The 15,369-nt window shown below is 44.7% G+C and carries 10 protein-coding genes; all 10 read right to left on the reverse strand.

Features of this window, described 5'->3' with window-relative positions; translation table 11 throughout:
• Positions 1 to 59: 59 nt before the first annotated feature.
• Positions 60 to 1,595, reverse strand: coding sequence for a YifB family Mg chelatase-like AAA ATPase (locus O3Q51_15765; GenBank protein ID MCZ4410272.1), 1,536 nt, complete (start codon positions 1,593 to 1,595; stop codon positions 60 to 62).
• A 92-nt stretch (positions 1,596 to 1,687) separates the two neighbouring features.
• Positions 1,688 to 2,260 (reverse strand): D-sedoheptulose 7-phosphate isomerase, encoded by a 573-nt coding sequence (gene lpcA, locus O3Q51_15770; protein MCZ4410273.1) that lies wholly within the window; start codon positions 2,258 to 2,260, stop codon positions 1,688 to 1,690.
• Between the two features lie 20 nt (positions 2,261 to 2,280).
• A complete protein-coding gene (locus tag O3Q51_15775) occupies positions 2,281 to 2,670 on the reverse strand; it encodes an STAS/SEC14 domain-containing protein (GenBank protein MCZ4410274.1) in 390 nt (129 codons plus the stop codon).
• A gap of 7 nt (positions 2,671 to 2,677) precedes the next feature.
• Positions 2,678 to 5,098: a protein-disulfide reductase DsbD family protein gene (locus O3Q51_15780; GenBank protein ID MCZ4410275.1), complete on the reverse strand. Its 2,421-nt coding sequence runs from the start codon at positions 5,096 to 5,098 to the stop codon at positions 2,678 to 2,680.
• A gap of 86 nt (positions 5,099 to 5,184) precedes the next feature.
• Positions 5,185 to 5,871: a queuosine precursor transporter gene (locus O3Q51_15785; GenBank protein MCZ4410276.1), complete on the reverse strand. Its 687-nt coding sequence runs from the start codon at positions 5,869 to 5,871 to the stop codon at positions 5,185 to 5,187.
• Positions 5,868 to 7,175, reverse strand: a complete 1,308-nt coding sequence (gene tilS / locus O3Q51_15790) for a tRNA lysidine(34) synthetase TilS (GenBank protein MCZ4410277.1) — start codon at positions 7,173 to 7,175, stop codon at positions 5,868 to 5,870. Before tilS ends, O3Q51_15785 begins: the two co-directional genes overlap by 4 nt.
• Complete coding sequence (locus O3Q51_15795; GenBank protein ID MCZ4410278.1) at positions 7,147 to 8,397, reverse strand: chorismate-binding protein; 1,251 nt, start codon at positions 8,395 to 8,397, stop codon at positions 7,147 to 7,149. Before O3Q51_15795 ends, tilS begins: the two co-directional genes overlap by 29 nt.
• Before the next feature lie 54 nt (positions 8,398 to 8,451).
• A complete protein-coding gene (gene hemH / locus O3Q51_15800) occupies positions 8,452 to 9,471 on the reverse strand; it encodes a ferrochelatase (GenBank protein MCZ4410279.1) in 1,020 nt (339 codons plus the stop codon).
• Positions 9,472 to 9,507: 36 nt separating this feature from the next.
• Positions 9,508 to 10,908 carry a dihydrolipoyl dehydrogenase gene (lpdA, locus tag O3Q51_15805; GenBank protein ID MCZ4410280.1) on the reverse strand — a complete coding sequence of 467 codons (1,401 nt, stop codon included), beginning with the start codon at positions 10,906 to 10,908 and terminating at the stop codon, positions 9,508 to 9,510.
• Positions 10,909 to 11,010: 102 nt separating this feature from the next.
• The coding region (locus tag O3Q51_15810; GenBank protein MCZ4410281.1) for a C25 family cysteine peptidase at positions 11,011 to 15,369 on the reverse strand (4,359 nt) is incomplete at its 5' end.

The following is a 15,369-nucleotide window of genomic DNA, read 5'->3' on the forward strand; positions in this document are numbered from 1 at the left end:
GAAATCTTACGGAAAACAAGTGCCAAATGTTTCCTCGATTTTGGTTAAGCACGGCAAAGTTACATCATCCAACCGTCTCGATCCAATGATCTGTACTGAATAGCTTCCGCTAAATGATGCGTCGCAATGTTTTGAGAAGCATCGAGATCAGCAATGGTGCGGGCTACTTTGAGTATGCGAGCATAAGACCGAGCAGAAAAGCCGAGTCTTTCCACCGCATTTTTTAACAAGGCCTCTCCCGCCGAGTCTATTTCGCAGTGCTTTTTCTGTAATTTCGGTGAGAGCTGGGAGTTGGAATAAATCTCTTTTTCCTTTTCGTAACGTTTCGTTTGAATATTGCGAGCCTTCACTACCCTTTCGCGTATTGAACGAGAAGCTTCACCGTTTTCGCGGTTGCGCAATTCATCAAAAGGAACAGGATTTACCTCAATATGAAGGTCAATTCTGTCTAGAAGTGGCCCTGAGATCTTGGCCAGATAGCGCCTTACGGCAAATTCGCTGTCAGCTGATTCTCCCGGCTGAAAAAAATCTCCACTAGGTGAAGGGTTCATTGAAGCAATCAGCATAAATGAAGACGGATAATCCACAGAGATTTTAGCTCGTGAAATAGTGACAACACGGTCTTCTAGAGGCTGACGAAGCACTTCCAAAACCGACCGCTTAAACTCAGGTAATTCATCCAAAAAGAGAATACCATTGTGAGCGAGAGAAATCTCGCCTGGCTTAGGATTGCTTCCACCACCCACCAATGCCACATCAGAAACGGTATGATGTGGATTTCTGAAAGGTCTTTCGGTGATCAAAGAATCGTGTGAGCCTAAGAGCCCACTGACTGAATGAATCTTTGTTGTTTCCAAAGCTTCTTCAAGGGTGAGCGGAGGAAGAATGGTCGGTATACGCTTTGCGAGCATTGTCTTCCCAACTCCCGGAGGACCAATTAAGATGATGTTATGTCCTCCTGCAGCTGCGATTTCTAGTGCTCGCTTAACATTCTCTTGACCCTTAACATCGCTAAAATCAATTGCTGAATTAGATTCTTTTTCCATGAAGACCTCGGCGACATTAACCTTGACGGGATCAGGGATTCCAACTTCACTGACTATCTCGATGGCCTGATTCAGGTTCTCCACACCGAAAACGTCAATTCCATCAACAACGGCAGCCTCGCGAGCATTTTGGACAGGAAGTATAAAAGCTTTGAAGCCATCATCGCGCGCTTTAATCGCCATAGGCAATGCTCCACGAATGGGTTGTAAGCCGCCATCGAGCGAGAGCTCACCCATAATGAGGTAATTTTCCAGATGAGGTGCGGAAATTTGAGTGCTAGCGGCCAATATTCCCAATGCCAAAGGCAAATCATAGGCGGAGCCTTCTTTACGGATATCGGCTGGCGCCATATTGATAGTGATCTTCTTTCCCGGTAGTTTGAAACCGTTGTTGGAAAGAGCTGCGTCTATCCTTTGCTGACTTTCTTTTACAGCGCTATCGGGCAGGCCTACGAGGTGAAAATTAATTCCTCCTGAGATATTGACTTCAACGGTGATGGTAATAGCGTCTACTCCATATACCGCGCTTCCGTATGTTTTGACTAACATGATTCGGTTTTGGTTATTTAGCCGTAGTGTCTAAACCAAAAACCCATAATCAACTCTAAAAAGGGAAAACGGACTTATTTGGCTAGCACTATTTAAGCGATATGACGCTCAATATAATCAATTAAAGAATGAATAATCTTAATGTGGATCTCTTGAATTCGGTCTGCATACCCTTTGTGAGGCACTCGAATTTCCACATCACTTATGGCTGCAAGCTTTCCACCATCATTGCCCGTAAGGGAAATAAGCTTCATTCCTTTTTCTCGTCCTGCTTCGAAGGCTTTAACCACATTTCCCGAATTTCCGCTGGTGCTAATTCCGAGCAGGACATCCCCTGTGTTGCCCAGGGCTTCCACATAACGTGAAAAAACGTACTCGTAGCCATAGTCGTTTGCGACGCAAGCAAGGTGTGAAGGATCAGAAATGGAAATCGCGGGAATGGCTTTGCGATTATCGCGGTATCGGCCCGTTAGTTCCTCGGCAAAATGCATGGCATCGCACATGGAGCCACCGTTGCCACAAGAAATAATTTTGCCTCCCTTGTTTAGTGATTCAACCATTGCTGCACCTGCAACTTCGACATTTTCAAAAAAGGCAGGGTTGGCAAGTACTCTACTCAGAACTTCGGAGGCTTCGGCAAAATGGGCTTTCAAGGGTTGATCCATGAATCAAATGTAACGAAAGTTCAGGCAGATAATCGAGTCAATGCCCACTCTTTGGCGTCATCCATATTGCTACAGACTTTATACGGAACTGGCTGAGGAGTGATGGAGAATATCACTTTTAAAATTACCCTGGTAGTACCTGCGGTAATGACATAGGAAGTGCCAAGACAATAATCTTTGAGAAGTTGATTATTTTTTTTCAGCCATGAGGCTTGCCTCTGTTGCTGTTTTAAAGAGGGTAAAGGAGCACTTCGGGCATCAAAAATAATCGCGAGCTGCTTTTTTGCATCGTAAAGGGCTTCCAACTCATTAAGATATTGATCGAAACCTTCATCCGTCGGATATTTTCCCGTGAACGTAATGGTGACCAGAGGAAATCGCGACTTGTCTAACTCAGCGTAAGTGCCCATTACCTCATTATTGTTTGTATTTGTCTATTCCTCGAGTTAACCAGTCTTTGAATTCTGCTATCGTGCCATAATCTTGGTAGTTGGATGGTTCGATGAGCTTCTGTTCATCATGATCCAAAATCACATAGTACGGTTGAGCATTGACCCCGTAATTGAGCTCTTGAAATGCAGCCCATTTGTTTCCGACATTGCGGAGCTTCTTCTCTCTTCCACCCGTAAGTTCAACTGTGATTTGCTCAGCTTCAGGAAGCGGGGTCTTTTCATCCACGTAGAGAGAAACCAATACCACATCATTCGCCAGCATTGATGAGATTTCAGGATCAGACCATACTTGCTGTTCCATTTTTCGGCAGTTCACGCAGGCGTGACCAGTGAAATCAAGCATCAATGGTTTTCCCAACTCTTTGGCCTTCGCCAAACCTTCATTGTAATCATGATAGGAATACACTCCGGGTACGACCAAGTGCGTTCCCTCTTCATGAGCTCCCGACGAACCGCCTCCCCCATAGTAACCAACGCCCAACGGACTTTCGCTGTAGCTGATCGGCGGTGGGAAAGCTGCTATAAGTTTCAATGGTGCTCCCCATAATCCGGGAATCATGTAGATGGTAAAGAACCCCGTTAGGGTAGCCAGCAATAATCTGGAGACTGAGATATGTTTCAAATCACTATCATGAGGTAGCTTAAGTTTTCCGAGTAGGTACATCGTTAATAATCCGAAGATGACAATCCAGATGGCTATAAACACCTCTCTTTCCAGATAGTGCAACTGAAGCACCATATCGGCATTGGATAAGAATTTGAAAGCCAAGGCCAATTCCAAAAATCCAAGAACAACTTTCACAGAATTCAGCCAACCACCGGACTTAGGAAGTGAATTCATCCATCCTGGGAAAGCGGCAAAAAGGGTAAAAGGCAAAGCGATCGCCAATGAAAATCCAAACATTCCAATCACAGGTGCCGTTCCTCCAATTGAGGCAGCTTCAACGATCAGCGTTCCAACTATAGGTCCCGTACAGGAGAATGAAACCAATGCCAAAACAAAAGCCATAAAGAAGATTCCGATCAATCCGCCTTTATCAGCTTTAGAATCTGCTTTGCTAATCCAAGAGTTGGGAAGAGTAATTTCAAATGCTCCTAAGAATGAAATGGCAAAAATGACCAGCAAGGCAAAAAAGACCAGATTGAACCAAGGGTCTGTAGAAAGTTCAGACAGCACGGAAGCACCAAAAATAGCCGTCACTACTACCCCTAACACTACGTAAATTACGATGATGGATATCCCGTAAATAATCGAATTTCTAATTCCCTCAGCTTTCGTTTTGCTTTGCTTTGTAAAAAAGCTCACCGTCATCGGTATCATCGGGAAAACGCACGGAGTCAACAAGGCAGCGAAGCCACTCAAGAATGACCAAAAGAAAATTCCCCAATACGATCGGTCTTCACCGCTCGATTCTTCGCCAATAGAATCATCAGAGGTAGTCGCTTCATCCGACTTTCCTTTAATGTCAATCTCAAAATCGGCTTGCTCCATGATGCACTTCGACTCGTCGCAAACCATATAGTTCACATACCCTTTCAGCTTAATGGGATCGGCACTCTCTTTTTTAATCTTTTGAGTGAAGCGCGCTTTTTTCTCAAAGAAATCAATCTCCATATCAAATACGGGATCGTATTCGGTCTTTGGCTTGTTCTCTTCGGGCTTTCCAATTAAAGAATACCCGTTTTGATCTTCGAAAATAAGCTCAGTAGGTAATGGGCCGTCATCATCAATTTCGATATTGACGGAGTATAAATGCCAAGGCTTCTCTATCGTGGCTTCGGCTACAAAAGTAGCTTCAGACCCTGTTTCATTTTCGATTAAAAAATTCCATTCAACCGGTTCGAGAATTTCAGATTCTGTGATAGGCTGAATCGAAATTGGCTCCAAAGCCGGTTTACCTTTAACCTCTCCTTCTCGAGCTTGACTAGCTCCTTGGACTTTAAGTGAGAGATCGAGATCATCAGGTGGAAGACACATTTCATCGTTGCAAACCATGAAAGTGAGATACCCGGTAACGACGAAATCAGCTCCTGAAATTCGCTCAATCGGAAGACGGAAAACGGCTTCCCTGTCGTAATAATTCAAATCCATGTCGAAATTCGGATCGAATTCCGTCTTGTACTCCCCTCCTTTTGGAGGACCTAGTGCCTTGAAATCAGCACTTTCATCGAGCGTCACCGATGTAGGAATCGGCCCCATATCTGACGGCAGTTCTGTAGCATAGACATGCCAGCCTTCCTCTATCGTAGCTGAAAAAACCAAGTCGGCGCTCGTCTCACCCGTATTCTCTACTTCAAAAGTCCAATCAACAGGATCGTATACCTGTGCTTGGAGGGAAAAGACCGCGAGGAAAAATAATGGGATCGATGCTTTGATTTTCAACATGCGCAATGGTCTGATTTTTGGAAGGTCAAATCTACGTTTTTTAGAATTTTGGTGCCGTCTTTCGGAAATCATTGTTTGAATCCTATTTAGAGAAAATCTATTTCCTCTCCTTGTTTGAGAGAAAATCGGCGACGAATCAACCAAATTACCAAGTAGATGAAAATGGTATCTGCCAGAGCCACCAAGACTTTGAAAAACCAACCATCAACTATGAAATCACCAATTCTCTCAATTGGTAAAACTCCGACAAATAGAACCAGTACAACCAATGTAGTATCAACCAATTGAGAAAGGATGGTAGATGCATTGTTTCGCAGCCACAGCTTTTTACCCTTTGTGAGGTTTTTCCAAAAATGAAATAGGCGCACGTCAACGAGTTGCGCCGTAAGGTAAGCCACCATGGAAGCCAAAATCACTCTCCAAGAGTTTTGAAATACTGTATTGTAGTACTCATCACTTACGGGTGACTCGTCAATAGACGGAAAGAGGCTCCCGAGAAAAAGCATGAACAAGACAAATAGGGATGCCGCAAAACCAGTATAAACGACGGCATTTGTCTTCTTTCGACCATAGACCTCTGAAAGAATGTCCGTAAGTAAGAAGGTAATAGGATAAGGCAATACTCCTGCGGAAATGGTAAACACTTTAAAGCCAAGATCGACAGTCACGAATTTATTTGCGATCAAATTGCAAGTGATAAGGGCAGTTATAAAAAGCCCACCCAGCAACAGATACAGCGCAAACGCTTCATACTTTCTTCTCGTCTCGCTCATTTTAGCTTGAATTGTATGGCATCGATTTCTCCAGCCTTCAGCCGATATCTATCGTCGATTCGGTGACCGATCAACCAACAAATCTCCCCATCAGAAAGAAGCACGTATGTCCGCTCTTTTTCGGGAACAGAAACCTTAGCATCAATTAAGTAATCGCTTACTTTTTTACTTCCTTTCATTCCGAATGGCACAAATCTATCTCCATTCTGCCATAATCTGATCTCGAGTGGGAATTGAAGTTTCTCCTTCGAAAGCCAAGCTTCGGTGGGACTCTCTATATACTTTCGCGGGAATTCTGCTCTTTTCCAAGTCAAGGAAATGGGCTCGTTGATTTGTCCTTCATCCCGATTATCGATGACTGCAGTATCGATTTGTTCTCCGACATTAGTCCGCAAAATATATACCCCGCGATCGCGGAATGCGGTAAAACGTTTTCCAATAACTCTTCGGCCCGACTCGCTATTTTTTAAGTTTTCCAATTGCTCGAGCTGCCCCGAGTTGAAGCCGAGGTCTTCAAATACGTATTTGTGCAAAGGAGGGTGGTCAAAAAGGGAATCCCAATCGGAATCATAAATTTTGCAAACGAAACCATTCGTCTCCAGTTTTGCGATAAACTTTCCCGCGGCTCTTTTAAAATAGGTATCAGCTTCTGCCAAAAACTCTAAAGATCGGCCCGCCAGCTCCACGGCATTCGCATCGAAGCTTTCCAAAACAGGAATGACTTGCTGCCTGATACGGTTGCGCAAATAAACGTCCTTTTCATTCGAAGAATCATCGCGCCATTCAATTCCCTCCGCTTTTGCGAAAGCGATCAACTCTTCTTTTCGAAATGGAAGTAGCGGCCTGTAGATTCGAATATTTCTTTCAGGAATGGACTTCAGGCCTTTCAAACCGGTGCCACGTAAAAAATTGATGAAGAAGGTTTCCAGTCGATCGTCTAAATGATGAGCCGTAAAAATGAAACGGATGGTATTTTCATCCATCAGTTCTGAAAACCATTGATAGCGCAGTTTTCGAGCCTGTCCTTGAATATCACTTGAGATTCCTTGGAGTGAAAGTGTTTTAGTGAAAATCGGAATATTCAGAGCTTCACAGCCTGACTTAACAAATGCTTCATCAGCCTCACTTTCTGCATCTCTAAGCTTAAAATTGGCGTGTGCGGCCATTGGCTTCAAGCCAGCTCTTTTTACGAGATTCAATAGCACTACAGAGTCCACACCTCCGCTCAACGCTATAAGAACGGACTCACCCTCGTCAATACCGAGTCGATCAAGATTAGCTTTGAATTTCTCCTCTAAGTTCATTCTCCGTTTTGCGCAGGCTCTGCATCAAAGCTTCGGCTTTTAGCAGGCATTCTTTGTATTCCTTGATGGGATCTGCCTGGATGGTGATAGCGCTACCTACCCCAAAGGCCAATTTCTTGGAATTGTTTTCGAAAAGCAAGGTGCGTATCAAAACGTTAAAATCAAAATCGCCATTGGGCTGCATGATGCCGAATGCACCTGAATACGCTCCTCGTTTAAAATTCTCGTACCGTTCAATAAGCTTCATCGCGCTGATTTTCGGAGCGCCCGTCATCGAACCCATGGGAAAAGTAGCCTTGAGGGCCTCCCACGAGTCCAGACCATCTTTAAGCTCGGCCTGTATGGTGCTAATAAGGTGATGAACCGTTTTGAACGAATATACACCAAATAGCTCTGAAACGTGAACGGAACCTCGCTTTGCCACACGTGAAAGGTCGTTTCTGACCAAGTCAACGATCATTACATTCTCGCTCTGTTCCTTCGGATCCATCGGCAAGTCAGCCTTGGACTTTTCATCTAAAACGGGATCTATCGAACGCTTTGCCGTACCCTTAATCGGTTGGGAGAAGAGTTTCTTACCTTCTCGTTTCAGGTAGCGCTCGGGTGAGCCTGATAAAACAAAGAAATCACCCAATCGTGCAAAAACCGAAAATGGAGCTTTGGTCTTTTGCCAAAGGGCATAAAATCCAGCGTATGGATTGAAATTGGGGCTATCAGCCGCAAATTGAATGCAGTAGTTTGCCTCGTAAATATCGCCTCGCTGAAGGTGAGCTTTCAATGAATTGGCAGCGGAGAGATATTCTGCTTCTGTAGTCCTTGGCTTGGGAAAAACTTCGATCTGCTTTTGATCAATTGGTTCAGCAGCTTCAAAATTTGCCAAAAACATTTCGCCTGTCTCAGCATTGATTGCATCGCAAAAAAGAGATCCGTTTTTAAAACTCACTCTGAGTTCTGCTTCAAAAAAAGCAGCTTCAGGTGAACTTAAATAATCCGAGTTTTCTGAGGTGAGTTTTTCTAAATCGTTCTTCAGGTCATAGCCTAAGTAGCCACAAACCTCACAGGTCGCCTCTGATTGAAACGTTTTAAGCCCCTCAAAAGCGCCTTCCGTTTGCCGAAGAGAAATGGTTCTCTTATCACCTGCATAAAAAGTAAAATCTGAGGAATCAGTGAGATAAAGTGAAAGATGGCTGTATTGAGATGAGAGCGCAATAATCCTTCTCAAAGTTTGATCGCCCTCCCTTTGAGTCAATATTTCTTTATGCCAGCTATATGCCAATCAGAGTCGTTCTTTAATCATCGATTCCATTGTATCAATCCACATGGGGTGGTCATTGAGACTTTCCACCAATTGGACTTTCTCTCCGCCGAACTCTTCGAAAATCTCTTGGTATTCGTCTCCAATTTCGATAGTCGTTTCTAAGCAATCAGCCACAAATGCCGGAGAGAATGCCAATAGTTTCTTGGCACCTTTCTTTCCCCATTCTTCTACCACTTTGTCGGAAAATGGCTCAAGCCACTTCTTGTCAAGGCGCGATTGGAAACACACTGTGTAATCCTTTTCGGTAATGCCCATTTTTTCGGCGATAAGCCGAGTAGTAGCATAACAGGTCGCCTTGTAGCAAAAACGATTCTCGTCGTTGATTTCACTTTCGCAGCTGTGGTTGGAACACTTTCTGTCCTCGTATACCTTGTCTACTTGCCTTACCGGCAATCCGTGGTATGAGAAGAGAATATGATCGTACTCTTTGACATCGTACTTTTTCGCTTGTTCGACTACTGTGTTGATGTATCCCGGATGGTCGTAAAACTGAGAGATAATTTCAATCTCAGGAATCACATACCATTTCCGGATCAGCTTCATGGCCTTTTCGAGGGCCGATCCCGTAGATGCCGAGGCATATTGAGGAAACATGGGAAAAACGATAATCCGATCGTAACCAGCCTTGTTCATCTTCGCGGTCACTTCTTCCAGGCTCGGCTTGCCGTAGCGCATGGCCAACTCAATATCTGCATGACCTTCGAATCGCTCGCGCAATACGTCGCGCACTTTGTAGCCGTATTCCAAAAGTGGAGAAACGCCATTGTTCGAATCGAAAAGTTCTTTGTAAATCTTCGCCGACTTTGGCGCCCGAAACGGAACAATAATGCCATTCACCAAGATGGCTCTCAGCACCGAAGGAATATCAATTACCCGAGGGTCATTGAGAAATTCAGTGAGGTACCTTCTTACATCACCTACCTTCGGGCTATCAGGAGTCCCAAGGTTAATCAACAAAACGCCTACTTTCTTTTTCATATGAAATCTAACAAGAATCGGAAATACATGTTTCCGTTAAATGTGCATCGCACGATCTTCGGTAGCAGCAAGGGCCGCTTCCTTCACAGCTTCAGAATAAGTCGGGTGAGCGTGGCTCATTCGAGCGATATCCTCGGCACTAGCTCGGAATTCCATAGCTACTACTCCTTCTGATATCAAATCAGCCACACGTGGACCGATCATGTGAACACCCAATACCTCGTCAGTTTCTTTATCGGCGAGGATTTTTACCAAACCGTAAGTGTCTCCACTGGCTCTGGCTCTTCCCAATGCACGCATAGGAAAGGAGCCTGTTTTATACTCTTTTCCTTTGGCTTTGAGCTCTTCTTCAGTGTGGCCCACTCCAGCGACTTCGGGCCAAGTGTATACCACATTTGGAATAAGCTTGTAATTGATATGAGGCTTTTGTCCTGCCATTATCTCTGCCACCATAACGCCTTCTTCTTCAGCTTTATGGGCAAGCATCGCACCGCGTACCACATCTCCGATGGCATAGATATTATCCGCTTTGGTTTTGAGGTGTTCATCTATTTCGACTCTTCCTCGATCGTCTGTGCTTAAGCCTACATTCTCCAGTCCGAGACCATCTGTATAAGCCTTTCGGCCAACGGAGACCAAACAGTAATCTGCTTCGAAGGTCACTTCCTCGTCTTTCTTATCGAGTGCGGTAATTTTCACTCCTTTACCTGTGTTTTCAACTTTCTGTACCTTATGGTTGAAGTTAAATTTCACGCCCTCTTTTTTCAGGACTTTCATCAATTCTTTTCCCAGGGTTCGATCCATCGTAGGAATGATACTATCCGTAAATTCCACCACGGTCACTTCCGAACCTAACCTCGCATAGACTGATCCCAATTCGAGGCCAATTACACCACCGCCAACAACAACCATTTTCTTAGGTACTTCCTGGAGCTCCAAGGCCTCAGTGCTGGTGATAATTCGATCTTTATCCGGCTCCATTCCGGGAAAGAAGTTGGGCTTCGAGCCAGTAGCGATAACGATTCGCTTCGCTTTTATTTCTTTATCACCCTCTTCCGAAGAAATCTTTACCGTCTCTTTATCGACAAAAGAACCCATCCCGTGCAAAACGGTGATGTCGTTCTTCTTCATCAAGAAGTCTATACCTTTTGTGGTTTGATCTACCACCTCAGCCTTACGCTTAATCATTTGGGGCAGGTTGACTTTCAAGTCTTTCAAGTCGATACCGTGCTCAGTAAATTCATGGGCTGCTTTAAAGTAGTGCTCTGATGAGTCCAAGAGAGCCTTGGAAGGAATACAGCCTACATTGAGGCACGTCCCGCCAAGGGTAGAATATTTTTCAATTATTGCTGTCTTCATGCCCAATTGAGCACATCGAATGGCACAAACGTAACCTCCGGGGCCGGAGCCAATTATTACCACATCGTATTGATCCATGGATGGTGTTTTTTTCGTTTGGCAAAAGTAGGAAAGTTTGGCGTGGTGACAGGCCAATTCGGATGGTTTCGAGCGAATAGCTCATCGACAAGAATTATAAGTCTATCTGAAAAGAACCATCTTCCCGAATCCCTGCTCGAAATACTGCGATGCGCCACCGTCTCGAAGCATAATGTCTTCGCCGTTTATTTTGGCAATGACGCGGTAGAGATAAACACCATTAGCCAAGCGATCTCCATATTCATCCCGGGCATCCCAGCGATAAATCGATCGGTTTCGTCCTACGCGAATTGGACCAAACTCGTCTTGCATAATCTCTCTCACTACCCTTCCGGAAATGGTCATAATCTGAATCTTGAACTCGTCGGGGATTTGATCTCCGGTAAGGGTAAAGATGAACTGAGTACTGGTAGAAAACGGGTTAGGATAGTTGAGCACTTCGGTAATCGTCGACTCTTTGACTACTTCAAACTGGATTTCGAAATCGGTGTTTCCTGACGAATTTCCTGACTTATCACTTGCTTGAACAAGCAGTTTGTGCTCACCGTTCTTGGTCAGATTAGGTCGGTAAAAAATCTTCGCTCTATTTTGCTCGTTTTCAGCGGGAATGAATTGCATCACCTCCTCGCCAATGCTATTGGTAAAAAACACCCTCTCCAAATTTCCGTCTGGCTCAGCAATAAAAACCTTGAACAAAGAAGTATCTGCAGGCTCATCCATTATGAGGAAAGGGTTCTCATCCTTGAGCGCAATCAGCACCTCAGGATTGGGAGACACTACTTCTCCGTTGATGATATGAATCCCGTCAAAGGTGACATCGAGAATAGGGTTTTCCTCATCGCCTGTTACCACGAAAGGTATTCGGAGAATATTGTTGAAACGGGTCTGCTCGGGCTGATGGGTCAAACCTGTCTGAGGATTCAGTGGATTGACCTCTACCCAAAGGGTATTTTCTCCTCTCAGAAAACGAGTATCAAAAAATACAGTGTCGATCAAAACTTCGCCGACCAAAAGTGAATCTTGAATGGAATAAGGAATCTCGATTTCGTTGCGCTCCGAATCTTCGATCCAATACCTTACCAAAAGACTGTCCGAGTCGATCATGGAAATATTCTCGATGGCTACGGTCAAAAATCCATCTGCACCCTGAGCCACCTCATTGCCTGAAAAGGCAAAAAACCGATTGGGGTTTACCGCCAATTCAGTCACCTCATCGTAGAGGACGTGCCATCGATCTACCTGGCGAGGTGTTTGATTTTCTTCATCTTCTGAGAAGATTTGAAATTCGAGATAAGGATATTCTTGAGGCGAAATCAAAGCTCCGATATTACTGATGGAGTTTGAGATTTCGTCGTAGGGCGTATCTAGAATTTCCTCCTTCACGCCGTTTGGCTTTACGCCAATGATTGATATCCTCGAAGTATCTCCGAGAGCGGATTCCAAACTAGATGTTTGCCAACTTAAAGTACCCCAGCTACCTGCAGGCCCAATGCGTGGTGACGCCATCAAACCTGAATTTCCCGAAGCGGGAACATCCACCATATTATTGAGCACATCGTTGATGCTATCACCATATAGCTCAAAGGAAAAATCGGGATCTCCCTTTCTGGCAATGAGGGAATACGGTACACTATCTTGAGCCATTTCTGAACCGATTATACCGGCTCCTAAAGAAGAAAAGGCATCGTAGATATCAGGAGTTTGATCCCAATCATCGTAACTGACGTATCGGGCCGAATACAGCACTACTATGTGTCCATCTGGAATCACATCAGAAAGCAGCAGATCGGCCAGAGATTGCATCTGTGTCGGGTTATTTTGCCTGAAGATGAAATAGTATTCTATGCGCGATCTGCAAGGAGGATTTCTCGCACCATTGTTGTCATTTCCAAAAAAATTGTCTGGATTGGCTCCACCGAAATCCGTTCCCCATGCATCAAAGGTTAATGGATCAAATACAACCAAATGCACCGAAGGAGTCCCAAGGCAAAGCCCGTACTCCACCACGCTGGTATTCAACAACACTTCATTCTCGAAAGAGGTAGAGTTTCCAAAGACGTTGTTTGTTATTCGTGCCGAACCTGAGGAGTAATCAATTTGGCGTTCAGCCCTATTAAATTCTTTTTGGGAAAGGCTATTGTTTTCAAATTGGAAAATATGTGCCTGCCCCCAACCACGTCTGTCAGGGATATACTGAAAAGTGCTTTCTCTCCAAACTATTTCATCCTCATCCAGTTTAGCACAGCGCCAGTAGACTACCAGACTATCAGAGTAATTGAGCGAAGGCTCCCATTCCAAAACACCACCCGCTTGTGTGATTTCAGTAAACAGTAATCCGGGACTATCAAAAGTATCCGTAGTATCTACTTCGATTCGGTATGTTGTGGCTTCCGCCAAAGGGTCACCGGTTGAGGCGCGAAGCTCAACCGGATTTTCATCAACTACTGCAAAACGATAAGGATAAACAGGCACCACCCCGCCATTTGAAATGAAGAGCTGGCGATCAAAAACTTGATTGTTGACTGATTCGAAACCTTCGAGCTCTTCTACCTCGTTATTGGGCAAGTCCACCAATACATTGAATCGGTGCAAGCCAAGGCCTGATTGCACATCGACCGGTAAATTGATTTTCACCGTGTCTTTGAAAAGAAGTCCTTCCACGGTTCTCACATAAACTGAATCGCCAACTCCTTCGGGTGTTTCATGTTCCAAGGTGACGGAAAAAGGCTGGTAAGTTCCTCGACCAATATTGGTTACAACCATATTTACAGTAAAGCTGTCCGTCTCGGCGGTAATCTCAGAAGGCGTAAAAAAGACATCTTGTGCACTGATGCTCAAATCGGGCTTAGGCCAGGAATTGACCACCACAGCAGGATCTCCCTGAAGGGACATTCCCAAAGTGGTATTGATCACAAAGAGGTTATTGGGATCGTTTTGGCTTTGGATTTCTTGAACCGTTTTGCGGATATGATCACCCACCGATCCTCCATAATTTTCGACGGAGAGATAGCGATAGAACCTACGGCTGTAATCGTTCAACGAAGCCTCAAAACCCAACTCAGTTGATGCCAGAAAGCCGATTACTCCTTTCTCTTGAAGAATAGTATACTCCTCGGCCGTGCTTCCCGAGTTGAAGCCGTGATAATCTCCCGTATAGCATCCATTTCCAAGTAGGAACGGGTACTTCCCGTTCCATTCGTAATTATTGGGATTGTCGATGGTTTGATCAAATCCATCGGAGCTAGCGTGCCCGAAAAAAGTCATCATTGAGCAACCACCGTTGATTAGGCTTTCTACTTCTTCGGAGAGGTTGATTTCAATGGGAATCGACGATGTCTTTAAAAAAGTGTGCACATCGGCTCCAAAAGCCGAGTCCTCTATGGTTTCCTCGTAATCAAAGAGATAAGAAGCGAACCTATTCTGCTCCTGACTGTCGCGACCACCGCCGAAGTGAAGCACATTTTTCATCCAAGCAGCTTGAGGCTGAAATTCGAAAGTTTGAAGCTTGTTTAAATACCACTGCAATTCTTCTTGATTCGTAGCGCTTACCCTTCCCGTTCTGATGGCAGGCTCAAGAATAGTCGAACCCAAACCTGCGGTAATCAAATTGTCAGATGAGGGATACCCTAACGTTGGAACCAAGTTTCTAGCATAATGCGCTGAATCTTTTCGAGAACCTGCTGAAAAAGCTTCCGGCACACCCCGAACGCTTTTTCCCAAAAGCAGTAAATACTGCGGAGGTGTGGGCCAACTGCTTAGTAAGAAATTGGAGAAATTTCTCAGGGCCATACCGCTTTTCTCAACTCCTCCGCCAAATTGGTCGTAGAGCTCATCTACTTCTGCCAAAACCGTGTTGAATCTTTGTTGGCGGTAATTGGCGTAGCTCTGAGCTGTTTCTAAAAGAGACCGATGCGTCACAATCAGAAAGGCCGAGTCGACTTCGGCTAAACCGTAATTGGTAAAAAAGCCATTGTTAGCCACAGCGGTAAGCGGGCCAATTGATTTCACTGACTCATCCGTTACCAAAAAACAATCATAAGTATCATCTCCAAAGCTGTTTTCGAGGAGGGTTCGAACTAGATTTCCTTCTTGAATGAACCCTGATCTTTGTGCCTCTTCTCCTTCTGCGTAAACTCTGGGAGCAGTTCCGCTCACATTTTGCAAATCATAGCGGGTTTTGCTCTGAGCAGTATTGAGTCTGTAGACAAATTCAAAAGAGTTTGCACCAGACAAGTCTGTGACATGGGGGAAATTCAACTCTACAGAAGCCAGAGCCTGATAATCACTGGCTACTCCCAGCGAATTAGAAACTTCATGCCGAACTGAAGTCGACTGACCGCCAAGCGAACCATTTGGAATCTCAAAATCAAAGCGATTCACTTCGTAGCCTTGAAATTGAAAATTGACCGCCAAGGCGTTTTCGGTGCCATACCTGATTTGCAGGAAGTGGTTGTTCCCATT

This window comes from Cryomorphaceae bacterium 1068 (assembly GCA_027214385.1).
Lineage (GTDB): Bacteria > Bacteroidota > Bacteroidia > Flavobacteriales_D > Cryomorphaceae > JAKVAV01.